General features: G+C 59.0%; 20 protein-coding genes. 12 read left to right on the plus strand and 8 right to left on the minus strand.

Annotated features, from left to right (window positions below; translation table 11 throughout):
- Positions 1-394 precede the first annotated feature (394 nt).
- From H8274_RS02805 to fdxA, 7 genes are all read left to right on the plus strand, one after another.
- Complete coding sequence (locus tag H8274_RS02805) at positions 395-2,140, plus strand: ABC transporter family substrate-binding protein (protein ID WP_083078762.1); 1,746 nt, start codon at positions 395-397, stop codon at positions 2,138-2,140.
- Positions 2,141-2,357: 217 nt separating this feature from the next.
- On the plus strand, positions 2,358-2,966 hold the full coding sequence (locus H8274_RS02810) for a PH domain-containing protein (RefSeq protein WP_185933780.1): 609 nt from the start codon (positions 2,358-2,360) through the stop codon (positions 2,964-2,966).
- A 358-nt stretch (positions 2,967-3,324) separates the two neighbouring features.
- Positions 3,325-5,343, plus strand: a complete 2,019-nt coding sequence (locus H8274_RS02815; RefSeq protein WP_185933781.1) for a GTP-binding protein TypA/BipA — start codon at positions 3,325-3,327, stop codon at positions 5,341-5,343.
- 21 nt (positions 5,344-5,364) lie between these two features.
- The gene (locus H8274_RS02820) at positions 5,365-6,072 is read left to right on the plus strand and encodes a hypothetical protein (RefSeq protein ID WP_185933782.1); all 708 of its coding nucleotides are present in this window, start codon (positions 5,365-5,367) and stop codon (positions 6,070-6,072) included.
- A 142-nt stretch (positions 6,073-6,214) separates the two neighbouring features.
- Positions 6,215-8,770 carry a VanW family protein gene (locus tag H8274_RS09870; RefSeq protein ID WP_276330071.1) on the plus strand — a complete coding sequence of 852 codons (2,556 nt, stop codon included), beginning with the start codon at positions 6,215-6,217 and terminating at the stop codon, positions 8,768-8,770.
- Positions 8,771-8,942: 172 nt separating this feature from the next.
- The gene (locus tag H8274_RS02830; protein ID WP_185933783.1) at positions 8,943-9,140 is read left to right on the plus strand and encodes a hypothetical protein; all 198 of its coding nucleotides are present in this window, start codon (positions 8,943-8,945) and stop codon (positions 9,138-9,140) included.
- Entirely contained in the window at positions 9,128-9,484 is a 357-nt protein-coding gene (gene fdxA / locus H8274_RS02835; protein ID WP_049618952.1) for a ferredoxin, read from the plus strand. Before H8274_RS02830 ends, fdxA begins: the two co-directional genes overlap by 13 nt.
- A 221-nt stretch (positions 9,485-9,705) precedes the next feature.
- On the opposite strand, the gene H8274_RS02840 is transcribed toward fdxA, so the two are convergent.
- On the minus strand, positions 9,706-10,986 hold the full coding sequence (locus tag H8274_RS02840; RefSeq protein ID WP_185933784.1) for a Maf family nucleotide pyrophosphatase: 1,281 nt from the start codon (positions 10,984-10,986) through the stop codon (positions 9,706-9,708).
- Entirely contained in the window at positions 10,983-12,692 is a 1,710-nt protein-coding gene (locus H8274_RS02845; protein ID WP_049618992.1) for a DUF885 domain-containing protein, read from the minus strand. Before H8274_RS02845 ends, H8274_RS02840 begins: the two co-directional genes overlap by 4 nt.
- Before the next feature lie 203 nt (positions 12,693-12,895).
- On the opposite strand from H8274_RS02845, the gene H8274_RS02850 reads away from it, so the two are divergent.
- Genes H8274_RS02850 through H8274_RS02860 form a run of 3 tightly spaced genes read left to right on the plus strand, consistent with a single transcriptional unit; the run spans position 12,896 to position 16,135 of the window.
- Entirely contained in the window at positions 12,896-14,380 is a 1,485-nt protein-coding gene (locus H8274_RS02850) for an adenylate/guanylate cyclase domain-containing protein (protein ID WP_185933785.1), read from the plus strand.
- Between the two features lie 10 nt (positions 14,381-14,390).
- On the plus strand, positions 14,391-15,071 hold the full coding sequence (locus tag H8274_RS02855) for a response regulator transcription factor (protein WP_065414880.1): 681 nt from the start codon (positions 14,391-14,393) through the stop codon (positions 15,069-15,071).
- Complete coding sequence (locus H8274_RS02860) at positions 15,071-16,135, plus strand: sensor histidine kinase (RefSeq protein WP_185933786.1); 1,065 nt, start codon at positions 15,071-15,073, stop codon at positions 16,133-16,135. The genes H8274_RS02855 and H8274_RS02860 overlap by 1 nt, the downstream gene beginning before the upstream one ends.
- Positions 16,136-16,238: 103 nt before the next feature.
- Here H8274_RS02860 and H8274_RS02865 read toward each other — a convergent pair whose 3' ends face one another.
- From H8274_RS02865 to H8274_RS02875, 3 genes are all read right to left on the minus strand, one after another.
- Positions 16,239-16,736 (minus strand): GtrA family protein, encoded by a 498-nt coding sequence (locus tag H8274_RS02865; protein ID WP_185933787.1) that lies wholly within the window; start codon positions 16,734-16,736, stop codon positions 16,239-16,241.
- Between the two features lie 28 nt (positions 16,737-16,764).
- Positions 16,765-18,516 carry an LCP family protein gene (locus H8274_RS09715; protein ID WP_244924508.1) on the minus strand — a complete coding sequence of 584 codons (1,752 nt, stop codon included), beginning with the start codon at positions 18,514-18,516 and terminating at the stop codon, positions 16,765-16,767.
- 305 nt (positions 18,517-18,821) lie between these two features.
- Positions 18,822-20,267 carry an LCP family protein gene (locus H8274_RS02875; protein WP_244924509.1) on the minus strand — a complete coding sequence of 482 codons (1,446 nt, stop codon included), beginning with the start codon at positions 20,265-20,267 and terminating at the stop codon, positions 18,822-18,824.
- 121 nt (positions 20,268-20,388) lie between these two features.
- Between H8274_RS02875 and H8274_RS02880 the strand changes: the two genes are divergently transcribed.
- Positions 20,389-21,225: a glycosyltransferase family 2 protein gene (locus tag H8274_RS02880; protein WP_185933788.1), complete on the plus strand. Its 837-nt coding sequence runs from the start codon at positions 20,389-20,391 to the stop codon at positions 21,223-21,225.
- A 23-nt stretch (positions 21,226-21,248) separates the two neighbouring features.
- On the opposite strand, the gene H8274_RS02885 is transcribed toward H8274_RS02880, so the two are convergent.
- The gene (locus H8274_RS02885; RefSeq protein WP_065414882.1) at positions 21,249-22,415 is read right to left on the minus strand and encodes a nucleotide sugar dehydrogenase; all 1,167 of its coding nucleotides are present in this window, start codon (positions 22,413-22,415) and stop codon (positions 21,249-21,251) included.
- A gap of 280 nt (positions 22,416-22,695) precedes the next feature.
- Complete coding sequence (locus tag H8274_RS02890) at positions 22,696-23,385, minus strand: hypothetical protein (RefSeq protein WP_185933789.1); 690 nt, start codon at positions 23,383-23,385, stop codon at positions 22,696-22,698.
- An 80-nt stretch (positions 23,386-23,465) separates the two neighbouring features.
- On the opposite strand from H8274_RS02890, the gene H8274_RS09980 reads away from it, so the two are divergent.
- On the plus strand, positions 23,466-23,702 hold the full coding sequence (locus tag H8274_RS09980; RefSeq protein ID WP_420807979.1) for a hypothetical protein: 237 nt from the start codon (positions 23,466-23,468) through the stop codon (positions 23,700-23,702).
- Between the two features lie 238 nt (positions 23,703-23,940).
- Here H8274_RS09980 and H8274_RS02900 read toward each other — a convergent pair whose 3' ends face one another.
- Positions 23,941-25,164: a gamma-glutamylcyclotransferase family protein gene (locus H8274_RS02900; RefSeq protein WP_185933791.1), complete on the minus strand. Its 1,224-nt coding sequence runs from the start codon at positions 25,162-25,164 to the stop codon at positions 23,941-23,943.
- Between the last annotated feature and the right edge of the window lie 111 nt (positions 25,165-25,275).

The raw sequence follows: 25,275 nt of genomic DNA on the forward strand, positions 1-25,275 counted from the left end.
GCAATACCTGCCCACGAATAATATTCGTTCCCATACCGTGACCGGTTCCCATACGGTAGCCACTCGTGAACCGTAGGTTCCCTCACGCTGTAGCTGTTCGGACACGTGACTACTCACGAACCGCAGGCTCCCTCATACCGGCGCCATTCCCGTACCGCAGCCGCAGGTAGGTGTCGATTTTCCCCGAAATCTTAAAGATACGTGTCCAGTATGTGGACAAAAGAGATGAGAAAGTAAACTACAGGTAACGTATTCCCTCAATGGGGCTCACCTATACCTAATACTTACTGAATGGACATTTAAGTGGCTGGGAATATTCCCCTCAAGTCGCAGGTAGCGCGCTGCAAACCCGCGTTATTGGCTGAGACCCAAAACTTTCATGAAGGGAATCGGAATGAAAAAGACAGGATTGATTGGGGCCCTGACTGCGGTAACCCTGGTCCTTACCGCCTGCTCGGGAGGCGGATCGGGAAGCTCGAATGGCGCCGAAGGTGCAGGTAAAGGCACCGGCGGCGTTGAGATCGTAAATGCTGATGGCGTGCAGTATCTCAAGGCCGACTATGACTCTCTCAAGGAGGGTGGCGTACTGCGACTCCCGCTGGGTGAGCTGACCTCGCAACAGAACGTCTTCCAGCAGGAAATGACCTCTGATACGCGTGACGTATGGCAATGGTACAACCCGCAGATCAGCGGTTTTGAAGCAAATGGTGACTTTGCTCCAAACCCGAATTATCTGGAATCTGCTACTTCGGAAGTCGTTGATGGAAACACGGTTGTGAAGTACAAGATCAACGAGAAGGCGAAGTTTAACGACGATACGCCGATCGATTACAAGGCTTTCCAGACCACTTGGAAGTCGAATAACGGCTCCAACAAGGAATACATCGTCAATGGCACGGATGGCTATTCGCAGATCAAGTCCGTGGAAAAGGGTGATACGGATAAAGACGTCGTCGTTACCTTCGATGGTGCCTACCCGTGGTGGGAAGGTCTGTTCAACGATATCCTGCACCCCGCAGTAGATAGCCCGGAAGTTTTCAATAACGCTTACAAGAACGAAATCAAGCCGGAGTGGGGCGCGGGTCCGTACAAGGTGGAAGAGTACAGCTTCCAGAACGGTACGATCTCCTTCGTACCGAATGAGAAGTGGTGGGGTGAAAAGCCCAAGCTTGAAAAGGTAGTTTTCCGGGCCATGGAATCCCAGGCCACTATCAACGCCTTCACCAATTCGGAAATCGAAGTAGCTAGTGTGTCTACCGCTGAAAACCTGGCCGCGGTGGAACCGATGAGCGGCATCAATATTTACACCTCGATGACGCCGGCGAATTTCATGCTCTTCATGAACTCGGAATCGGATGCTTTCAAGGATCCGAAGGTGCGGGAGGCCGTATCTATGGCTGTGGATCGTTCCGCGATTGCGGACGTCCGCTTCCAGGGCACGGGCTACACGGAAGAGCTGCCGGGCTCCTTGGTGTATTACTCAAATCAGCCCGGTTACGAAGATAACTTCAGCGCGGTTGTGAAGCACGATCCGGAAGGGGCGAAGAAGGTCCTCGAGGAGGCTGGCTACACGAAGAATGCTAACGGCGTCTTTGAAAAGGATGGCAAGCCCCTTTCGGCCCGTTACGTTATCTTCGGTGATAACCAGACCACCAAGGCTATGGCCGCGGTGATCCAGCAGCAGATGAAGGACCTGGGTATTGATCTGCAGATCGATTCGCGTGCTTCTTCGGAGTTCTCGTCCACGTTGAAGAACAAGGACTTCGATATGAACTTCTCCGGGTTCCGTTCGAGCGATCCCTTCGGTGTGGCTTACTTCGGCCAGATGTACTACTCGCCGGATGCTCCGCTCTTCTCCGGCCTTAACACCTCTGGTACCGGTACGCCGGAACTGGATGCCAAGATCGACGCATTGGCGAAGGTCTCTGATCCGGACGAACAGATCAAGCAGGCTAATGAGCTCGAAAAGGAAGCTTTCAAGGAGTACGGCCTCATTCCGGTACTGAATGGCCCTTCGCAGTCGGCCATGAAGCGGGAATTGGCGAACTACTCCACCGGTTCCTTCCGTACTAATTTCAAGGAAAAGATTGGTTTCGTAGAGAACGCTCCCGAATGGGACGGCTCGAAGCAGGGCAAGTAACGCCTTGCAGAAGTAAGGCCTTGCGGAAGTAACGCCTTGTGCAAGTAAAGCCTAGAGCGCTCTTAGAAACGCGAATCTAATAACCTGAACGAGTGCCCCGGCGGGCAGTGACCAAAAGATCACGACCCGCCGGGGCACTCGCCTGTGGGAAAGAAGGTGGTGGCCTTCGGCATGTAGTGGTAGTCAGCGGCGGGCCGGCTGTGGAAGGATTACGGGCATGTCCTCCACCTATCGTCTTCGCTCAGCAACGCAAAAAGCGGCCGCTATTGGTTTCATCGCGGTGGGAATCTTGGCCGTGGTGGCACAGATCTTTTCCGGTTCGGGCTGGAAATACGTGCCTTCTACCGCCATTTTCGGTATCGGCATGGCCGTTTTGGGGTGGGCCGGATTCTGGTTGCCGGCAGTGACGATAGACAACCAAGCGGTGAGCTTCCAGAATACTTTCCGCACGGTACGGATACCTTTTTCCCAAATTAGCAGCGTCGATTCTCGTTTTGGCCTCACCGTAACGGATGTGCGCGGGCGGTCTTTCCGCTCGCGCTGCTTCGGCGCCACTGGCGTGGGGGCGCGTTTCAAAGCCACCGGAGAAGACGTTCCCGTCACCGCTTCCGGTCACATCGATATCACTACCTCCACCCGGTCGGCATTCAACCTCATCGAAGATCTACGCGATACCTTCCACGAACTTACGCGTAATTCTGCCGGCCAGCGCATTACCAGCAGCCCGGCCTGGGACCGCATTGCCGGCATCCTCGCCGGCCTGGCCATCGCGGGTTTCGGAATCTGGTGGACTAGCGCCCTTTCCCTGCAGGCACTGCCGCTGTAAAAGTGCTACCGGCGCGCGGTACGGCGTCGTACCTGCGGCTAGCGCGCCTGCCCGGAACCACCGCATCTTGCGCGCCTGCCCGGAACCGTATCCCGCGCCCGGTACTTTTACGCGCCCGGTACTTATACGCGCCCGCTACTTTTACGTACCGAGCTTTCGTGTACGGGATTTTTACGTGCTGGAAGCGGAAAATCAGGCTGCGTAACGCGTACGGTTGTAGCTGCGTAACGCGTATGGCAGTAACACTGCTAACACTCGCCGCCCGGGGCTTGCCGCATACGAGTAACATGGCCTGGGCGCTTCCCTCGGCACCGCGCCGCTTCTAGTGGAAGCAAGTGGAAGCAAGAAAGGCACATTTTTGAGCACTCGTAAAGATCTTCGTAATGTCGCGATCGTGGCGCATGTTGACCACGGTAAGACCACCCTAGTGGACGCCATGCTGTGGCAGGGCGGGGCCTTGGGGGATCGCGCGAACCCGGAAAAAACCGGTACGCGCGTGATGGATTCCGGGGAACTGGAACGTGAAAAAGGAATTACGATTCTGGCTAAAAACACGGCGATCCATTACCGAGGGCCTTCCGCTAGCGAATTTGGGGCACCGGACGGGGTAACGATTAACGTGGTCGATACGCCCGGGCACGCGGATTTTTCTGGAGAAGTGGAACGCGGTTTGTCGATGGTCGACGGCGTTGTACTCCTGGTGGATGCTTCGGAAGGGCCGCTTCCACAAACGCGGTTTGTACTCCGCAAGGCCTTGGAAGCGCACTTGCCGGTGGTGACGGTGATCAACAAGGTGGATCGGCCGGACGCGCGGATTGCGGCAGTGGAAGAGGAAACGGCGGACCTGCTTTTGCAGCTGGCTACGGATTTGGACAATCCGGATGAAGAAGCCCTGGAAAAGCTTTTGGACGTTCCCGTGATTTATGCTTCGGCGAAGGCGGGTTATGCGTCGCTGCAGCGGCCGGCAGATGGCGAACTTCCCGATAACCCCGATCTCGAACCGCTGTTCAAGGCGATTTTGGAATACATTCCGGCTCCCGAATTTGACGAAAACGCGCCTTTTGCCGCGCAGGTAACCAATCTGGACGCCTCGCCCTTCTTGGGCCGGCTCGCATTGTTGCGTATCTACTCCGGGCGGCTGGAAAAGGGTGCCACGGTAGGGTGGGTACGCCACCCGCAGGCAATTGTGGACGGTATTGAAGAACAAACTAGCGCGGAAGAACACCACGCGGAAAGTAAAGCTGCGGCGGCCGGCACCAACGGTACCGCCCCGCAGATTTCTTCCGTGCGGATTTCTGAGCTATTGGTAACCGAAGGGTTGGAGCGCCGCCCGGCACAGAGCGCTTATGCGGGCGATATTGTGGCCGTGGCTGGTATTGATGAGATTACGATCGGCGATTCTTTGGTGGATCTGGAAGATTCGCGCCCGCTCCCGCCCATCCACGTGGATCCGCCCGCAATTTCCATGACCATTGGTATTAATACTTCGCCTCTGGCTGGCCAGGGCGGGAAGGGCCACAAGCTCACCGCTGGGCAGGTAAAGGCCCGCCTGGAGCAAGAAACCGTGGGTAATGTTTCGATTCGGGTTTTGCCTACCGACCGGCCGGACGTGTGGGAAGTGCAAGACCGCGGCGAACTCGCGCTGGCGATTTTGGTGGAACAGATGCGGCGGGAGAATTTCGAGCTGACCGTGGGTAAACCGCAAGTGGTGACTCGCATGATCGACGGTAAACTCCATGAGCCGATGGAGCGGACCACGATTGATGTGCCCGAAGAATTCTTGGGTACCGTTACCCAGTTGATGGCGGCTCGCAAAGGACGCATGGAAACCATGGCGAATCATGGGAGCGGCTGGGTGCGGATGGAATTCGTGGTTCCGGCGCGCGGCATGATCGGTTTCCGTTCCCAGTTCCTCACCCAAACTCGCGGTACCGGTATTGCGGCTTCCATTTCTGATGGGTATGCGCCGTGGATGGGGGAGATCGAATCGCGCGCCACCGGTTCTTTGGTGGCCGACCGAGCCGGTCAAGTTACGTCTTATGCTCTGTTGCGGCTGGAGGATCGCGGTACTTTCTTCGTTTCCCCGGGCGATGAAGTGTATGAAGGCCAAGTGGTGGGCGAAAACCCGCGCGATGAGGATATGGACGTGAACGTGGTGCGGGCCAAGGAAATGACGAATATGCGTTCGGCGACGGCGGACGTGATGGAAGTCTTGCAGGCACCCCGGCAAATGACCCTCGAAGAATCCATTGAGTTCGCTTCCAATGACGAATGCATTGAGGTAACTCCGGAGAAGATCCGCATCCGCAAGGTCGAACTATCCGCGGTGGAACGCGGCAAGCTGGCTGGCCGGCGCAAGCGTGCCGCGAAGAAGTAGGGATTGGCTAGGCTGAGACCTATGACCTTTGGTGCGCATACACAACCGCCTGCCGGAGACTCGCCGGCCGGAAACCCGCCTGCTGGAAACCTGCCTGGCGGGGCCCCGCATCCAGGAAACTGGCCGAGCGGGGGCCCGCAAGCGGGAAATCTACCGGCCAGAAACCCGAACCTGCCGGCCGGCGTGCCGGTGGGCGCCGGTGTACCGGTAGAACCGGGGTTCCCAGCAGGCTCCGCCGTGCCGGCAGCCAATTCGGCCTTGCCGGAAGATCCATACGCGCGGAGTAAATCCCAGCCGGTGTGGTTGCGGGCTCTTATGGGCGCAATTTTGGGTGCCTTTGCGGGCATTTTGGGTGTGGTGACGCATGGCGGAATGGCCGGCCTACCCGGGTTGACTCTCAATATGATGTGGGTAGGCCCCATCATCGCTTTCGCGGTGCTCGCCACGGGCGCCTGGTATGCGCTCGATACCTGCAAGAATGCGGGCTGGTTGAGTTATTACGTGGTGGCCGAAGCGCTCACCTTTGCTTTTATGTGGCGGGCGCCCGCGAACGACGTCGTCTTGGTGAACGCAACGCTGGCAAATATTTGGCTTGTGCTTGCGCCCATCGCGGGGGTGGCACCGCTGGTGGTATATGCCGTGCGGCGCCGCCGCAATCTTCGGCGAGAGCAGCGCGAGTTTTACCGGCAGCAGGAAAACTCCGGCGCGAATATGGCAAAACAGGGCTAATAAGAAGCAGTACGCGAGTGCGCGGTGGCGTCTGCAAGGTGCGCCGCGCCCGCCCCTGCGCGCCGCGAGATCCAGGTGCGTGGGAACGGGGGGAACCGCGGCGTAAAAAGGTAGAATCTGGCGCGTAGCAGAGGGAGTTGAAGTGGCAGATTTTGAAAAAGACGGAAACCTTCCGCACTCGGTGCCCGAAAACCGGCCGGAAGCAGCCGCTGAAACGAGGGGTTCCGCCGCACAAGGGCATATAGCTGTACCAGCAGGAGCCGCTGCGCAAAAGCCGACCCCGGAAGCTGGGGAGGGTGCTACTGCGCAAACCGAGAGCCTGCCCGAAGCACGGCCAACCCCCGAAGTAGAGCGTACTTCTGAAACACAGCGAGCCCCCGAAGCAGGGCGCACCTCCGAAACGGAAAATGCCGCAACGCAAAAGTCGGCTGCTGAAACACCGGCTGCGGAAACGCCTGCTGCTGAAACATCGGCTGTTGAAACACCTGCTGCGGAAACGATGCTCCTTCCGGAGCCGCAACCAGCTGCCGCACCAGAGACCGGGCCGGCGGCAAAGCCAGAGGCGGCCATGCAAGCGGCGGCAATGCCTGAGGTAGCCACGCAAGCGGCGGCAAAGCCAGAGGCAGCAACACAAAAACTGCCGGTGGTTTCTCCCTACGCTAGCCTGAGTAGCGAAATTCGCGCGCAGGCCAACACCGAGGCCACGCAAGCTTTACCTGTTGCCGGTATTACCCCTGGGGCCGGCGGCGCGGGCACCGCGCCAACTGCCGCTTATCCGGCCGCGGCCTATCCGGTTTCCGCAACGGGCAGCGCGGGAGCCCCAACTGCGGCTTACCCGAATGCCGCTTATGCGAATGGTGGCTACCCAGCACCAGGATTGCAAGGGAACGCAGCTCCGGGAGGCGGCGCTCGCCCAGTTCCTGCATCCGCTTCGGCATCCGCGCCCGCCCTCTCGCCCGCACCCGCTCCGGCACCCGCTCCGGGATCCGCGCCCGCGCCGGCACCTGCGGTAGCAAATGCGCCTGCGCGGCGTTTGCGCTGGCCGTGGGTAGTGCTCACGCTGATTATCCTGCTGGCCGCGGCCTATACGGGCCTAGCATATTATGCTTCGGGCCGGGTGAGTCAGAATACGAAAGTTGCCGGTATTGAAATTGGTGGCCTCGATCCCGAGGCGGCGCAAGCTACCCTCACCAGCGCGTTTACAGAACGGCTCAATCGGGACGTTACCTACCTGGTAGATGGCCAGGTTTATACGGCCAATCCGGCAAGCTACGGCTTGCAAGTAGACGTGCCGCAGACTTTGCGGGGCTTGACTGAATTCTCTTTGGATCCGCGCCAAGTGTGGGCTCACTTTGTAAGCGAACATGAACTTGCGCCCGTATACACTTTTGACGAAGCTCAACTTGCCGCGCACACCGAAGAACTCATGGCGAGCACCGGCACCCCGGCTGTAAATGCCACCTTGCAATACGAGGGGATTGCGCCGATGATCACGCCCAGCCAGTCGGGGGCGGCCGTGCCGGCGGATGTTGCCCGGCAGGCGCTATTGGATGGCCCGCTACAGGGTCAGGAAAACGTGGAGCTGGCGGCCCAGCGGAGCGAACCGCAAATTACGGATGCCCTGGCCACCCAAGCGCAAAACGAATTAGCCACACCGCTGGTTTCCGGAGATGTACGGGTCAAGGTGGGAGAAGCCCAAGCCGTGCTCCAACCTGCCACCCTCGCCCAGGCGGCAAGCTTTGCTCCCGGTGAGGCGGGCCTGCAACTCCAACTTGACGGCAAAATCTTGGGAGATGAAGTGCGCAAGCAACTGCCGGATGCTTTGAAGCCGGGTGAAGACGCGCGCATCGAGATCGTAGACCACACCACGCCCACGATTATTCCTTCCGTGGACGGGCAGACGATTGACGATGCGGATCTGGCAGCCCAGGTTTCCCAAGTGGGAATCAAAACGGTAGCGGCGGAACGGGAAGCAAAACCGAAAGTGGAAGCAAGTCCGGCGTCGTTCACCACGGAAGATGCCGAAAAGATGGGGATCAAGGAAGTGGTGGCAGAAATTTCGACGCCGCTCACTAGCGATTCGGTACGTACCACGAATTTGCGGGTCGGTTGCCAGAAGGTAGCGGGAACGCTTGTCAAGCCGGGCGAAAAGTTCTCGCTCTTGCAAACTTTGGGGCCGATTACGCACGCGAATGGTTTTGTGGATTCGGGCGTGGTGGCCAACGGCTTCAATGACACAGCGCTGGGCGGCGGGCTGTCCCAGCTGTCTACGAATACTTTCAACATTGGTTATTTGGCTGGTATGGAAGATATTCAGCACAAGCCGCATTCGAAGTATTTTGAGCGCTATCCGATGGGCCGGGAAGCCACTTTGTGGGAAGGTTCGATCGATATGGTGTGGGGCAATCGCACGCCCTATGGCGCGGTGATTGACAGCTATATCGCGAACGGCCAAGTGGTTACTAAGCTTTGGTCCACCAAGTATTTTGACGTGAAGACTTCGACTTCTGCGCCGCGTAACTACACCCAACCCACGATGGTGCAAGATTCTGGGCCGGGTTGCGAACCGCAGGGCCGGGGCGGGCCTGGTTTCACCGTCACGGTGGCGCGGACCGTTACCGACCCGGAAGGGACAGTGGTTGAGGATTCTTCGTACAACTGGACTTACCAGCCCGTCAACGGGCGCACCTGCGACTAAGGTGAGGGGTGTGCCGAGCCCGCGAAATCAGCTAGGCTAACGCGGACAGCCGTGTGACTTGCACGGAAACCTACTTCGCGTTTGGTACCAAGCGCAGGAATACTGGGACAGCTGCGGTGTTTGCAAGAAACGCGAGCAGCATTGCTGCTCGCAGAAAACGTAGGCAGCCGCGTTGCTTGCAGACGGCACGGCCAAGTTGCTTGCAGACGGCACGGCCAAGTTGCTTGCAGACGGCACGGCCAAGTTGCTTGCAGGCGACACTGCCGAGAAACACAAGTATCCGCGCGGTGAGCTAACCGTAGTAGAAGAACTAGCCTTAGTAGTGAGTGAAAAAGTAGCGAGAAGGGAAGTGGACCGGTGGCTTATGTAATTGCGATGCCGTGCCTCGACGTCAAAGACAAAGCATGCGTCGATGAGTGCCCGGTGGATTGCATCTACGAAGGTAACCGGATGCTCTATATTAATCCGGAAGAATGCGTGGATTGCGGGGCGTGCGAACCTGTGTGCCCCACGGAGGCTATCTATTACGAAGATGACCTCCCCGCAGAGTGGAATGTGTTTGCAGAGCTCAGCGCCGAATTCTTCACTGATTTGGGCAGCCCGGGTGGGGCTCAAGAAGTCGGGCCGCAAGATTTCGACCCGCCCTATATTGCCAACCTGCCGGCAGACGCGAACGCGGAAATGGTCCGCGCCCACGACGCCGGCGAACTATAGCGCTCACGCGACGCCGGCGAGCTATAGCGCTCACGCGACGCCGGCGGGCTATAGCGTCCACAATGCCGGCGGGCTAGAGCGCTCATGTCACCAGCTTTTGCGCCCGCCCGGTAGGCGTGCATTGCCCGGTAGACGTGTACTGTGCGCCATAGCCGGCCGTAGCCGCCCAATCAACCGGCGGCTACGGGGTTCATACGGGGTTCACACACCATCTAGCCGGGCTAGATTTTGGCCGCGAGGGCGCGTACCTGGTGCCAGGAGGCTGCAAAGGACGGTAGCAGGGGCAGCGATTCGACGGCGTCGATATCCACCCACTGCAAAGCAATGGATTCAGCGTCGGGTACCGGGCTCACGTCGCCGTCTATCCGTGCCACGAAAGTGGTGTATTGCCAATCACCGCGATCTGCCACGTGCTTGGCGCAAATAGAGAGCGCACTAGCTGGGATCCCAGTTTCTTCCCCGAACTCGCGCAGAGCGCCCTCGCGCGGCGTCTCATCCCATTCAATGGCACCGCCAGCTACCGCCCAGGTTCCGCCGCCGTGCGACCACTGCGAACGGTGCTGCATTAAAAGTTCTAACCGGCCGGCCGCGGTGCGCCGGAACGCCGCCACTCCAGCCGCGCCTTTCATACCCCAATGCCGCGTGCCGTCCTGGCTGAGCATAAACCCGTCCGCGCCGTGGCTGTAGCGGCCCTTCCGCGTGGAAGCCAAAAGTTGCGCCGTCCACGCGGGAAGAACCCCGCGGGCCGGGGTTGCCGGAGCGGCCCAAAACTGGGTGAAAGAGAGCCCATATTCAGCGGCCATGCGGCGCAGTAGCGGCAAAGAGAGACCGACGACGCCGTGATAATCGCCGTCGATCTTTTCAATATAAGGCCCGCCCCGGCCATCGGTAGTAAAAGAGCCGGCCACTTCGAGCGGTTCCCCGGTGGCAATATAAGCGTCGATTTCCGAATCGGAGAGCGGAGCAAAATGCACGCGAGCATGGGAAACGGCACCCAAAGAACGCAAAGTTCCGGCATGCACCAAACAATGCCCGGTATGTAAAACCCCAGACTTGCCACGCATTTGCCGCAACCGTTCTCGCGCCACCGCAGGAGAATGGGGTTTGCCGTGCACTTCGCCCGCAAAATCAAACATAGAATCGCAACCCAGCACAAAATCGGCGGCCGGCTGTGCCGCTGCCGGCAAAGCGCCAGCTACAGCACGCGCTTTAGCGGAAGCTAGGGCGAGTACTTTTTGGGCCGGGGAGGCCCCGCCGCGTTCCAAACGCGCCAGCAAGGCCTCCTCATCCACATGTGATACCTGTACCAGCGGTTCCACGCCCGCGGCCTGCAAAGTAGCGAGGCGGGCCGGGGACTGGCTGGCTAAAAGCAACTGCAAACGCGGCAATACCGGGCCGTCCGCAGGGCCGGGCCCGGCCGGGCCCACCCCGGGGAAAACATTTGCCCGGTCTTTAGGTGGGCGCGGGGGAGTAGTTTCGGGTGCTTTTTCTTCCTCGCTCATGCGAGCTCCTGCCGCAAAACGTCGAGGCCCACACCGCCCAAAGACAGTGCTTGCATATGCCAATCCTTGAGATTGAAGGCGCTTCCTTTTTCTTCGCGGGCATGATCGCGCAGCTCATTCCAAATCCGCTGGCCGATCTTGTAGCTGGAAGCTTGGCCGGGCCAACCCAGGTAACGATCCAACTCGTAAGCAAGGAAGGATTCTTCCATCGCCACGTTTTCGCGCAAGAATTCCCAGGCACTGGCATGATCCCAGGGCTTGCCGGTACGGGCGGGCTCGTAGGCAGAACCGGCCGGTTGGACCGCGAACTTGGCCCAATCCCCGCTGTCTTTACCCAGATGCACGCCCATATCAACGATAATCCGGGCCGCCCGCAGCCGTTCCGAATCCAAAACGCCCATGCGGTCGCCCAGATCAGATTGGAACCCAAGTTCGGCCATGAGCTGTTCGGCATACAAAGCCCAGCCTTCGCCATGCCCAGAAACCCAGTAGGCTTGCCGCCGCCACGTATTGAGCATGCCCTTCAAATAGACCGCCAAGCCCAATTGCAAATGGTGGCCGGGCACGCCTTCGTGGAACACCGTCGTCTTCTCTTGCCACGTGGAGAACTTGGTAACCCCGGTAGGCACTGACCACCACATGCGGCCAGGCCGGGAGAAATCATCGGAAGGTCCCGTGTAATAGATTGCGCCAGAATCCGAAGGGGCGATCATGCACTCAATCGTCCGCATCGGTTCGGGGATATCGAAATACTTTTGTACCGCTTCCATTGCTTCGTCCGCGGTTTTTTGCATCCACGCCTGCAGTTCTGCCACCGAGTTGAGGGTGTAGCGCTCTTCTTGGTCGAGGCGGTGCATAGCCTCTCGCACGCTCACCCCATCGCCATACAAATCTTTGGCGATCTTGCGTTGCGCCCGGTCGATGCGGCGCAATTCGTGCAAGCCCCATTCGTAGGCGGCATCCAGATCCACCGTAGCGCCTAAGAATTCGCGAGAGTGGAGGGCGTAACGGTCGCGGCCGACGGCGTCGTACGTAACTGCGTGCGGGGCGATCCGTTCCCGTAAGAACTGGGCAAGCTCCCCGTAAGCGCGCCGCGCCGCTTCCTCCCCGGCCTGCAAAGCACGGGCGGTATCCGGCTGGGCCGCCATGCCCGCCTCGCGTAATTTCGCGAAGGAACCCGTGGGGCTCGCTGCCTGTTCGGCCTGTTCAATACAGCGCGTTACCTGCCGTAAGGGGAAAACCGGGCCTTTTTCCAGGCGGAGGCTAAGCGAGGTCTGATATCCAGCTAGCGCCCCGGGCACGGCCTGCAAACGCTGCGCGATAGTTTCCCAATCCTCCCGCGTTTCCCGGGCCATCACATCAAAAACTTCGGAAATACCCTGCACGGGAGAAGCCAAATTGTTCAGCTCGCCCACCGATTCGCCAGCTTCGAACAATTCAATTTCCAAGCCCAGCCGTTCGCGCAGTCCCGCCGCCGTCACGCGGTCGGTAGCGTCCGCTTCCGGTAAAGTAGCAAGCTCGCGCAAGGTGGCGCGGGCCAGGTCAACCTGGGCAGCGATTCCGTCTGGCGAAACATCATCCAGCTGGGTTTCCGGAGCGCCAGCAATGCCCGTATACGTTACGGTTTCTGGCGAAGTATCCAGCTTTTGCTGATAATAGCGTTCCGCAAGCGCATCAATTGCGGTAAATTCACGTTCTGTCTGCACTCCTTTACAATAGTCGTTCCGCTTCGCTTTGGCTTGTGGGGCTTGGCAGGTAGGGCTTAGCGGGTGGGCTTGCAGGTAGGGCTTGCAGGAAAAATATGAACCGCTAAAGTAGTGTGTGATGAGTACCACGGCGTGCTAGGCTTTTCTAGTAGAACTCAGCAGTAAACATTCTGAAGACCAACGTGTTTGAAGGGAGGAGTGCTTTGCCGGAACAATTCGCGTTGCCGCAAGGTATAGCCACGCCAGCCGCAGCAACGCATACAGGGCATACACCTTCAGAGCATCCGGCGCCCACCGCGCAGCCAGCTAACACCGCGCAGCCAGCTGCCGCCGCACAAGCAGTGCATGCGGCACCCTCCGCAAGTACTACTACGGGTGCGCAGGCGCCGGCAAGCCCCAAATTGGTTTCCCCGCAACGTTTGATTGACGAAGTGATGGGCCCGGGCCCCGCGAACGGTGCAGAGGCGCTCAAAAATGCGGGGAAAACGGAACATTTTGCACGTTTTGCGGAAAAGGAGCGCCGCCGCGCTACCCGGCCCGGCCGTTTGCACACCACCGATGTTGATGAATCGGCACGGATTGCTAAAAGCCAAGTTGAAGCTTTTGAAGATGGTGGTGTGCTCGATGAAAAACACGGCGGGCCGCGTTCGGAACGGGTGCGCCGGCACGTGCGTCAATTGGAAGGCGGCGAACCTACCTACACTTTGCGGGAAGCTGGCGAAATCACGGGTATGGGTGCGGAAGCCGTGCGCCGCATGTGGCTGTCTCTGGGTTTCCCCACGATTGCTGACGAAAACGAGCGGGTTTTCACCAATTTGGACATTATGGAACTGGCTCGCTGCGCGGAGGTTATCGAGGAAGGTTCCCTCAACCAGGTGGCGGTGAATGCACTTTTGCGGGCCAGCTCCCACACTTCAGACCGGCTGTTGCAGTGGCAGCAAGAAACTTTGGTGGAACTGGCCGGCCGCGAATACGGGTTCACGCCGGTAGAGGCCCGGAGCTGGGTGCTCGACCATTTCATGGACTACGAGCGCCTGCTCCAAGAAATCCTTACTTATTCATGGCGCCGCCAGCTAGCGGGCTTGCTGCGCCGCTCCGAAGCCGAACTTTCCCAACTGGAAACGGCCAATGTGGATTCCCTGGAGCTGAACCGCGCCGTCGGCTTTATTGACCTGGTGTCCTTTACGAGCCGTACCGAAAGGCTCAACCCAGGCGAGTTTATGGACCTGATTGAGGCCTTCGACTACACCTGCCGAGACGTTATCGTCAGCGGCGGAGGGCGCGTGGTGAAAACCCTCGGCGATGCCTTCCTGTTTATTGCCGACGACGTCGTTACCGGTGCAAACGTCGTCTGCGACGTGGTAGACGCCTTGGGGGCGATACCCGAAATGCCGGCCGTGCGTGCCTCGCTCACCTGGGGGCCGGTATTGGCCCGCTTCGGTGATGTTTTTGGCGCGCCGGTGAACCTGGCTTCCCGTTTGGCGGATGTGGCCAGCCCGGGCACGATCCTGACTTCCAAGCAAGTGGCCCAGATTTTGCAGATGGTGGCCGAGGGGCAATTTATGGCTATCGGTGTGGGTTCGCCGGAGTTGCAAGGCTTGGGGGAAGTGGCAGTAGTGGAGTTGCGGCGCGTGGCCGCGGCTGATGAAGACTTTGCGGATACTGATTTTCAGCCGCATCTGCCTTAGAATTGACCATGTGACGAACCTCTTGTTAGTGGAAGATGACGCGGCTATCTCGGAGCCGCTTTCTCGCGCTTTATCGCGCGAAGGATATACCGTTCGCCTGGCCGCAACTGGCAAAGAAGCCGTGGAAGCCATGGGGAAAAGTACGGATTTGATGGTGCTCGATTTGGGCCTGCCGGATATGGACGGCTTGGAAGTGGCCCGGTATGCTCGCCAAAATGGTTTCACTTTCCCCATTTTGATTTTGACGGCTCGTAGCGAAGAAGTCGATATGGTGGTGGGCTTGGATGCCGGAGCCGATGATTACGTGACCAAACCCTTCCGGCTCGCCGAACTTCTGGCTCGCGTGCGGGCACTCTTGCGCCGCACTGATCCTCCCGAAACGGCGCCGCACGAATTAGCTGCTCAAGACATTGTGATTGATACGGCCGCTTACCGGGTTACCCAAAACGGGAAAGAACTTCCGCTCACCAGCAAAGAATTCCACCTGCTTTCGGTACTTATTCGTAACGCGGGCAATGCGGTTTCCCGTGAGGAACTCTTGCAAGAAGTTTGGGGCCCGGAAAACGCCGAATCCACGAAGAAGCTCGATATGCATATTTCCTGGTTGCGGCGCAAACTCGGAGACGACGTGGACCACCCGCGCTATATTTCGACCGTGCGGGGAGTGGGTTTCCGGTTTGAGGACCGCTAATGCGGTTACGCGCAGTATTACTCTGCGTCACGGTGGCGGGCGTAGCGGGAGCGTGTACAGGTATACCGCTCCTGCTGCTTCTTGACCACTATTCGCGTACCGGTTGGGACCGGCCCACCGCCGTGATCGGCCTGGCCATCGGTCTTTTTCTGGTGAGTCTGGTGGTGGGCGGGCTGTTCGGCGTCGTCGTGGCACGCCGCGAATCGCGCAAACTAAGCGCCCATCTGATCTATTTGGCAGCCGCCGCGGAACAGCTCGGTGCCGGGCAAACCCGCCCGCGCATGAAACCTTCCCGGATTGAAGAAATAGATCTTGTGTACCAGGAAATTCAGCGTGCCGCCGACCGTTTCGCGGGGCGTCTTTCCGCCGAACGCCAGTTTTCGGCAGACGCTTCGCACCAGTTGCGCACACCCCTCGCTTCGCTTTCCATGCGGTTAGAAGAAATTCAGTATCTTTCCGACGACGCCGCGGTAAGCCAGGAAGCTACCCAATGCCTGGAACAAATAGAACGGCTCACGCAGGTTATTGACGATTTGCTGGCCCGTTCCCGGCAGGAAAGCGCGGGCACGGAAGCGGTGGCGCTAGAACCGGTTTTCGCGCAACAAAAAGCGGAATGGGAACAGGCTTTTGCGGCCGCGGGCCGGGAAGTGGAATTCGTGGCGGCCAGCCACGGCCCGGTTTTAGCCAGCCCCTCCGGGCTTTCCCAAATTATTGCCACCCTGGTAGAAAACTCCCTCAAATACGGAGCGGGAACCACCACGGTGAGTTCGAAAAATGTGGGCCAAGGTGCCGTAATCAGCGTGGCTGACGAAGGGGAAGGGGTGGCCCCAGAAATTGCCGAAGCGGTTTTCACGAAAGGTTTTTCTACCGGCGGCTCTACCGGGATAGGCCTACCGCTGGCTCGCGATATGGCCGAAAGCTTTGGCGGGCGGCTGGAACTAACACAAAAACAGCCCCCGATTTTCACGCTCTCGCTCCGTGCCCTGCCCGAAGAACTAGATCCGCGGCGAGTAATGCCCAGCGGAGGCGTGATTTCTGTGGGCGCGCGGCGGCGACGCTACTGAACGCCTGGACAGCCTGGACAGCGTGGCGGGTGGTGCGGAACCCCTGGACGGTGTGGCCGGTCGGTACTGAGGGGCGGTACTGATCTGTGGCAGGTGCGGGGCGTTATTTATCTGTGGCGGGCGTGGCCGGCGCAGCGAAGACCACGGTTTTATACATGACGTACCGGAAGGCAGTGCCAAGCACCAGGCCAACGATATTGGCGGAAATATTATCGGCCAGGGCAGAACGTAAGCCCAGCACGTAACGCGAAAATGCCAGGCAAACCAAGGCAATCAGCATCCCACCAATATTCACGAGCGCAAATTGGGTGAACTCGCGTGGTTTATTGTTAGTGCGCACCTTCCGGAAAGTCCAGAAACGGTTGGCCACCCAAGAAAAAATTACGGAAACGCTGACGGAAATAGTTTTCGCCGTCATGGACGGATCACCGGGAAGCTGCACGATACCGGCGTGCGCGAGCAGGTTGAAGAGCCCTACATCTACCACGTAGGAAGCGAGCCCAACCGTGCAAAACTGCAAAAACTCGATGAACCACTCACGAAAAGACTGGCCTTTAAGGAACTTATCGACCAGTTTCTGGAGACCTGCGCTAACTGCCACGGCTCTCAGTGTAAGCGAGCCGGAGAGGTTAGGGCTGGATATCGATACCTATGGCTTCGGCCTGGGTGATCGTACCTTGGCGTACCTTTTCGAAGAATTCGGGAGTGCGCTGCGGGTCGAGCAACACATTGGATTGCCCGTTGGCACGGTAGTTGAGATCCGCGATGGGTGGCACTCCGGAAACCCCGGATTCGCCGAGCACGGAACGCAAGGACAGGCCCGCGCGGCCAAGGTCTAGCAGGGAGCTATCTTCATCGGTGGTTAGCGCACTGGCCGCCGCACCTACGAGGTCACGTTGCCGCTGGGGATTTACGAGGGTAGAAGCGGAAGCGGCCTTGGAAATCAGCTTCGAAATGACTTGGCGTTGCCGGTTGGTCCGCCCAATATCGCCCAGCGGATCAGATTTACGCATACGGGAAAATGCGAGGGCGGTGGAACCATCCACATCATGGCAGCCGGCCGTCCATTCCATCCCGGAATCAACATCCGAAACATCGGCGTCGTAACACAGGTTGACGCCGCCTACCGCATCTACCAGGTTCGCTACTCCGCCCATCGAAACCTGAATGTAGTGATCAATATTCAGGCCCGTAAGGTTTTCGACCGTGGCCACGAGAAGTGGTTCCTCACCCAGCGCGAAAGAAGAATTGAGTTTGCCATGCCCGTGGCCGGGGATTTCCACGTAGGAATCACGCGGCAAAGAAATCAGGGAAGTGGTGCCGGAGGCGGGGACGTGCAAGATCATGATCGTATCGGCACGGTGGCCGCTAATCGCCCCAACCGCGCCGGCACCATCTACATCCGAATCGCCTTCCCGCGCGTCCGAACCCACAATTAGGTACGTGGTGCCGGGAGTGTTGCCGGAATTGCTAAGCGCGGCCACATGGTTCATTTTTCCCGAACCATAAACGTACAAATATGCGACCCAAGCCACCACGAGCGCGATTACCAACAAAAAGACCAGCAAAACGCGCCGCCCCCAATGCGGCCGGCGGCGAGCTGCCGCTGCCCCAGGGGTGCCGACGCCGGAGCCCGCGCCACTACCTGCGCTCGGCCCGCCGCTGTAGCCCGCGCCATAGCCTCCGCCGTAACGCCCGGCAGCGCTGGCACCTACGCCGGCGTTTTGGCTCGCCCGCGGGTGGGAGCTGGAACTCGCGCCGGGGCCAGCGCCGGGCCACCCGTGTTCACCCGGGCCACCTGCCCGCTGCGCGGCAGCATCGTCTGCGCGCCGGGCCGCCCGGCCGCCCGGGAGGAAAGCCGGTGGTTGCGAGCCGGCATAGCGTTTGCCCGCAGCGCGCGCATCAGCCTGGGACAGTCCAGCCGATGCGTCTTCGCCCGGCTGTGCACTGCCGCGCCGGGAAGGCGCATAAGCATCGCCGAAGAATTCCGGATCGCCGTAGATATTCCCGGGCGTGGCGTTCGCGTTGTTTTCGCTCCCCATAATGGAAGTGCGCCGCACCTGACCAGCGGGCCGGCGCGGGGCGCCGGCCCGCTGCCCGGCTGCCGTGAGATTTTCTTCCATTTGCGCGCTGGGCCGCCATTCTGCCCGCGGGCTGGGGGCCTGTTGCCCGCGCGGATCGGGAAGCTGTTCGCGTGCTAGTTTTTCTTGCCGGCGGCGCAGTTCTTCGCGCCGGGCGGCCCGTGAAGCGCCAGGGTTACCGCCAGCATTCGCAGCGCCAGAATTAGCAGCTGCCCCGCCGCGCGCGACCCGTTGGGCGCCCGCCTGGTTAGGCCGCGGGCGGCGCCGCTTAGGTTCAAACGAGGGCGGTTGCTGATTCATGAGGGACACCTGCTAGTTTGCTAATTGTTTCTACAGTTGTGGTTAAGGATAGTGTGGCGATCTCGCGATGCGCGGGGATCTCTTCCTACGTTTATACCGTATATGGCAGTAATATTCTCTCTTTAACCTTGCCGCAATTCTGCCGCCTTGCAAACCTGCCCGCGCCGGAAACTTGCCGGGCCAGAAATCCGTTTGCGCCGGAAATTCGCTCGCCTTGCAATTCTGCCACCTTGCAAATCCGCCGCCGCCCCAATTCCGCAGGAGCAGCAAATCCGCCAGCGCCGCAAACCCGCGGCGGCGGTTACCTATTTTCTGGGGATAGCGTTTTCCCGTGTGCATACCGGAGTAGTGGGGGAAGGCTGCGGCTCAGTTTGGCCCGCCTCGCCGGCTCCCGCACCACCGGCTCCCGCACCACCGGAACCCGCCTCGCCGGCTCCCGCGTCAGTTCCGGCGCCGGTTGTACCTTCGTTCGTGCCGGGTTGCAGGCCGCCTTCGTGCCCGCCCGGAGTGGAAGAATTGGCAGCCGGTCCGGATGCCGGGTTGCCTGCCTCAGCTCCCGCGCCGGAATTATCCGTGGCGGGGTTAGCGGCGTCGTACCCGCCACCGGCAGGAAGCGGTTCCCCGTTGTTATAACCTGCCGGTTCGTAGGCACGCGGTTCGTTGGCTTCCTCATACATTTCGAAGGGGACGTCATTGTTAATTGCCCACCACACGTATTTCGCGGACTTATCTATTACCACCCGGTTGCCCGAATACTGGAAAGGCATGGTAGCAAAATGGATATTTTTCGGGTCTATTCCGCGCACCGAATTAGCTAGGCCGGCGATTGTGGAGATTTGGCCCAGCCCGGAAGAAACACTCACGGATTGGGAAACGGCGTCTACCACGCGCAAAAGCTGCGGCGCATCTGCCAGCAAGTTTGAGCTGAGCACCTCGTTGGCCACGGCCATCACCAGTTCTTGTTGGCGGCCGATCCGCGAAATATCGGAACCGTCCCCGATCTGGTAGCGGGCACGGGCCAATGCTAGAGCCTGCTGACCGTCCAACAACCGGCAACCGGCCTCAATATCAAGACCAGCTTTTTCGTCGTGCATAGGTTCTTCGAAATACATGGGCACGCCGTTAATTGCGTCCACGCTGGTAATGAAGGAAGCGAAATCTACTACCACGTAGCCGTTGAAACGCAGCCCGGTTTCTTCCTGCAAAGTTCGCATGGTACAAGCCGCCGCAGAAGCAACATCACCGGTTTGCCCGCCGGCCGCAAAAGCGGCATTGAAACGCACATCCGTCATAGCTTTCGTAGTGGTGGTTTCTTCGCTATCCGGGCCTTTCCGGATCGTGCAAGACGGCACATCCACCGCGGTGTCGCGGGGAATGGATACCACGTCAACGCGGCTACGATCAGCCGCAATATGGACGATCATGGTGGTATCGGAACGCATGCCTTCTACTTCGCCGGCCGCCCCCGACCCATCAACATCCGAAGCCCCGGATCGTGCATCCGAGCCGAGCACCAGGAAAGTGAGGGGCTGGCCCGCGGCAATGTCTTGGAGTTCGTTCTCCTTAGTTTCAGGTAAGAGTTTCGTAATATCCGCGCTATCGATATTGCCTTGCACGCGCGACCACAGGTAGCCAGCGGCGCTCCCAAAAGCTAACAGGAGAGCGAGAATAATCAGGCCGAAAATACGCATGATGCGAGGGCCTCGCCGCTTGCCGAGGAGATGTACTGGGGCCCGGTTACTATTCGCCACGCGTCCATCATAAAGGCCTGGAACCAGAAAACGGCGGAAGAAGGGCAGTCTGCAAAGCGATTTTAGAGGAGGGCCACGGTGATCTTGACCGCACACGGATATTTCCAAGTAGGCTAGGCGCGTGGATATACGAGTGGTAACCGTGGCCTATAACTCTGGTACACAACTTGCAGACTTTGTGGAATCGCTCCCCGGTGCTTTTAGCACGCCCTACGAACTGGTGATTGTGGATAACTCCGGGTTCAATGAGGACGCTTTCGCGCTGGCGCGGCGCCATGGCGGGCAATACATTTGCCCGGGCGATAACCTCGGCTATGGGCGAGCCGCGAATCTGGGGGCTGCCGGGTTTACCGGCCGGTGGCTGTTCGTAGTAAACCCAGACGTAGTATTTGCCCCCGGAAGTGGGGACGCCATGATTTCCGGGGCGCGCTTGTGGCCCAAAGGTGGCGCTTTCGGCCCGCGCATCGAAACTCCAGAAGGCGAGATTTATCCTTCCGCCCGGCGCTTCCCACGCCTAGGTTCGGGCATCGGGCACGCCCTTTTTGCAGACGTGTGGCCTAATAACCCGTGGAGCCGTGCCTACCGAGAAAATGCGGACACCCGCCATGCCCATACCGTGGACTGGTTGAGCGGTGCCTGCCTCTTGCTTCGCCGGGAAGCTTTCGCCCAGATCGGTGGTTTTGACGACGCCTATTTCATGTTCTTTGAAGACGTCGCACTGGGGGAAGCACTCGCCCGGGCCGGCTGGCAGTCAGTGTTCTTGCCGCAGGCACATATCTCCCATGAGCAAGGCACTTCTTGGCGGGAACGCCCCGCGCGCATGATCCGCGAACATCACCGTTCCGCCGCGCACTACCTCGATGAGGTTTACCGCGGCCCGCTCTATGCTCCGTTGCGCGCCGCTTTGCACACGGGTTTGCGCGCCCGGGCAAATATTCTCACTCGCGGGAAAGCATAGGGCAGGGGAAAGCATAGGGCGGTTTAGTCGCGGGCGAAGACGTCGCGCGTGAGGACGGGTTTTTCCGTGGCTGGCATGTTTGGATCGCGCCGGTTGGTGATTATGGCTTCCACCTTGCCGGTGAATTCTTCCCAATCCTCGAGTACTGGTAAGCCGTACAATTCGGGACCGGTGAGGGCGGGATCGTAAATATAAACTTGGACGCCCCGAGCAGCGATTTTCTGGGCCAGTTTTACGGTCGCCGAAGCTCGATGGTTATCGGAGCCCGATTTCATGGCTACCTTGTAAATACCAATGGTCTTGTAGCCGGCTTTCGCTACCCGATCTGCCAGGTAGGTAATCCGCGTTTCATTCGAATCCACGATCGCCGAAATCAGGTTTTGGGGCACGCCTTCAAAATCGGCGCGCAGTTCCTTCGTATCCTTGGGTAGGCAGTAGCCGCCGTAGCCAAAGCTCGGATTGTTGTAATGGGAGCCGATACGCGGATCGAGCCCCACGCCGTCGATAATCTGCTTGGTATCGAAACCGTGCGTGAGCGCGAAAGAATCCAACTCGTTGAAGAAAGCCACCCGCATCGCCAGGTAAGTATTAGAGAAAAGCTTGATGCACTCGGCTTCGTTCGTATCTACGTGGAGAATTTGAACGTCCGGTTGAAGTGCCCCTTCCGCCAAGAAGTTACCGAACTCGGTAGCGCCTTCCTGATATCCGGAAACTACGATCCGGGACGGGTTGAGATTATCGTAAAGGGCTTTGCCTTCCCGCAAAAATTCGGGGCTGAACACTAGTTTCGCTGCCGGGTGGCGGGATTGCTGGGAAGCGGTATAGCCGATGGGGATGGTCGATTTGATAACGATCACGGCCTGCGGGTTATGTTCCATCACCTGCATGATCGTGGCGTCTACCGAACCGGTGTCGAATTCGTTGCGTTCTTCGTCGTAATTGGTAGGGGTAGCGATAATAACGTAATCGGCCCCGGTGATTGCTTCGATGTTATCGGTGGTGGCCCGGAAATCGAGTTCCTTTTCGCGCAGGTACTCGGAAATTTCGGCATCCTTAATTGGGGAAATCCCGGCGTTGAGTTGGGTAACCCGTGCTTCGTTTAAGTCCGCACCAATAACTTCGTGCCGCTGTGCCAAAAGTACTGCGTTGGCAAGCCCGACGTAACCGAGACCAATTACCGCTATCTTCATTTCTCTTAAAATCCTCACTCGTCCGGTATTTTCCGAGTCTAGGGCGAAAAGAACCGCAAAACTGTGATTCCTAGTGCAGCCGCTGCTCGTTTTCGGATACTATCAGCGCTCTTGCCCAAAAAAGTGTTTTGTGGGCACGGGGTGGTTTAAACAGCCGCTATGCCGGCACATGACGACGTTTCGCCAGCGGTCCCACACGGTGGCGTTCCGCCGCCCAGTAGCGTTGCAATGCCAAGAGAGCGCTAACGCGTTCGGTCACTAGTTAGCAACGGGCCACTAGCTAGAACGCCCAGCGCCATCCCGAACCGGGCACTCCGAATGGATTGTAGTGAAGATAGCCGTGTTCCGTATCGGTATCGAGGGCAAGCTTTCCCGCAACCGCTTCGCCGGGATTTACGAAGGGCTGGATTGCTTCCGCATCGCCGAAGCATTCGTAGCTCTTCACGCTCAGCGTGCCCTCCTCGATCACCCCGGCCGGATTTGTAATGTACCAAACGTCACGGTCCAAAGTGAGGAAGGGGTACTTGGGATCTTTCGCCGCGTATTCGGGGCTCATCTGTGCGCTCAGATCAATTACGAGGAAATTATCTTTACTGGGATGTACCGCGCTGCCGTCTAGTTTCGAAGGGCAAGTGGTCTGCTGCGTAATACTGTTGACAGTCAGCTCAAACACCGAGGTATTCCCACTGTCTGCGGCAAGCCCGATCGGAGTGCCCACGGTAGCCTCCACATCCCCTTCCGGAGAAGTTGGTACCGTGCTCGGTTCTTCCCCCGCGGAAGCAGGAGAAGCGGAAGCTTGCGCGGAAGCTGCGGGGGCGGCGTCGGCACCGGGCACGGCCTCGCGACCAGGTGCGGCGCTCGCTACCGGTACCGGATCAGGATATGGATCTGCGGCCTGGGCGCTCTTGCTACAGCCACTCAGCCCGCACAGCCCAAAGGTAGCTAAACCGAAGGCCGCGCCTGCTGCCACAGCTTTTTGGAAGAACGCGTGGCGGAAAGCTTTGCGGAAGGAAGGTTTCCGTGAGGAAGGGTTCTGGAAGGAAGGTTTCCGTGAGGAAGGTTTCCGTGAGGAAGGTTTCCGTGAGGAAGGTTTCCGTGAGGAAGGGTTCTGGAAGGAAGGTTTCCGTGAGGAAGGTTTCCGTGAGGAAGGTTTCCGTGAGGAAGGTTTCCGTGAGGAAGGTTTCCGTGAGGAAGGTTTCCGTGAGGAAGGTTTCCGTGAGGAAGGGTTCTGGAAGGAAGGTTTCCGTGAGGAAGGGTTCTGGAAGGAAGGTTTCCAAAACAATGTAGTGCGGTGCGGGGCGAGGCCGCGTTGCCGGGTGCCTTGCGAGTTATTGCTAGCTGTGGGTGCGTGTGTCATTGCTTCTGTGCCTCTCTTGCTGGGTGCTACTGCCGTCCCTTAGGGCCTGCTCAGCTTTACTGGGTGCTACGCCGTCCCTTAGGGCCTGCCAAGTTCTGTGGGGCCGCCGCTTGCTTCTTGTTGGCTTTAGCGGGCTGCTTTGCCTGCATTGCCTGGTTCTGTTTTCTTTTAGTAACGGGTGAAATCTCCATCGGGGAGGAGCACGCCGTGGGCGCGGGCCTGTGCCTGCCGCCAAGGCGTGGCCACGTAAACATAGGCGGGCCCCAGATTCGTATCCACGATTTCGCGCGTGTAATTCATCCGGTTGAGGGAACGCCCCGGTACAAAACCTTCCCAACGGTCCAGTTTGCGGATCATCTGGTTGTAGTTCGCGGGCCCGAAGGTGAGCACTTCTCCAACCAACCCGTGATTTCCAGGTACTGCCCACGGCCACACCCCGCGCAACGGATTACCGTTGGTCACCCACAGTTCCGCCCACGGTGCCCGGGCAACTCGCTTCGAGGTATAGGTACCATTCACCACGAAATCTGCTTCCTGCCCGGTACGCAAAGTGCCGTAGACCATCACCGGTATACCTGCCGATTCCGGTTCTGCTTCCATCCGCCGCACCATGAGCGTATCGCGGCCGTCCCCGTTCCAATCGCCGGCGTAAACGGCGTCGATATTGATTCCGTAAGCGAAAACCGTTTCCGCTATGCCGGTTTTGAGGTCGTTTTTCACGAAATATTGGTTGGCGCGGCGCACCGCTAGCGTATCGACGCCGTCGCCGTCCCAATCGCCTACCAGCACAGAGTCGTTTGGGTTACCGTAAGTAAACTCGTGGTCGGCGATTCCGGTTTCTAGGTTGTTCTTTACGTAGTACTTGTTGGCGCGGCGCACCGCCAGCGTATCGCGGCCATCTCCATTCCAATCACCTACCAGCACGGTATCGCCCGGGTTGCCGTAGACGAAAACTTGGTCCGCCACACCGGTTTTGAGGTCGTTTTTCACGAAGTATTGGTTACCGCGGCGCACCGCTAGCGTATCGACGCCGTCGCCGTCCCAATCGCCTACCAGCACAGAGTCGTTTGGGTTACCGTAAGTAAACTCGTGATCTGCTATGCCGCTTGCCAGGGAGTTTTTGACGAAGTATTGGTTGGCGCGGCGCACCGCCAGCGTATCGCGGCCGTCTCCGTTCCAATCACCTACCAGGACGGTATCGCCCGGGTTGCCGTAATAGATCGAAAAGTCGGCCACCCCGCTGGTCAAAGAGTTTTTGAAAAAATACTGGTTGGTAGCCCGCACCGCAGGCGCGAGCGGCAAATTGGGCAAAACTGCCGGCGCTGATCGCCCGGTGGCCGGTGCACTAGCGGCAGGATAGGCAACCTGGGTGGCGGTAGAAGTTGCCGCCACTGTTCCAACTTGGTTGGTGGCAGAAGCGGCAGGCATAGCGCCAAAAGTAGATGCTCCCAAAAGTAGCGCGGCGAATCCGGCGCCGATTCTGCGCCTTCTGCGCGTTCTTCT

The sequence above is a fragment of the Actinobaculum suis genome, from assembly GCF_900618115.1.
Classification (GTDB): domain Bacteria; phylum Actinomycetota; class Actinomycetes; order Actinomycetales; family Actinomycetaceae; genus Actinobaculum; species Actinobaculum suis.

What these genes read in the sequence shown, in the direction of transcription:
- H8274_RS02810 (WP_185933780.1), top strand. Translation starts at nt 2,358, where the DNA reads ATGTCCTCCACCTATCGTCTTCGCTCAGCAACGCAAAAAGCGGCCGCT.
- H8274_RS02885 (WP_065414882.1), bottom strand. Translation starts at nt 22,415, where the DNA reads ATGAAGATAGCGGTAATTGGTCTCGGTTACGTCGGGCTTGCCAACGCA.
- H8274_RS02805 (WP_083078762.1), top strand. Translation starts at nt 395, where the DNA reads ATGAAAAAGACAGGATTGATTGGGGCCCTGACTGCGGTAACCCTGGTC.
- H8274_RS02840 (WP_185933784.1), bottom strand. Translation starts at nt 10,986, where the DNA reads ATGAGCGAGGAAGAAAAAGCACCCGAAACTACTCCCCCGCGCCCACCT.
- H8274_RS09715 (WP_244924508.1), bottom strand. Translation starts at nt 18,516, where the DNA reads ATGAATCAGCAACCGCCCTCGTTTGAACCTAAGCGGCGCCGCCCGCGG.
- H8274_RS02860 (WP_185933786.1), top strand. Translation starts at nt 15,071, where the DNA reads ATGCGGTTACGCGCAGTATTACTCTGCGTCACGGTGGCGGGCGTAGCG.
- H8274_RS02820 (WP_185933782.1), top strand. Translation starts at nt 5,365, where the DNA reads ATGACCTTTGGTGCGCATACACAACCGCCTGCCGGAGACTCGCCGGCC.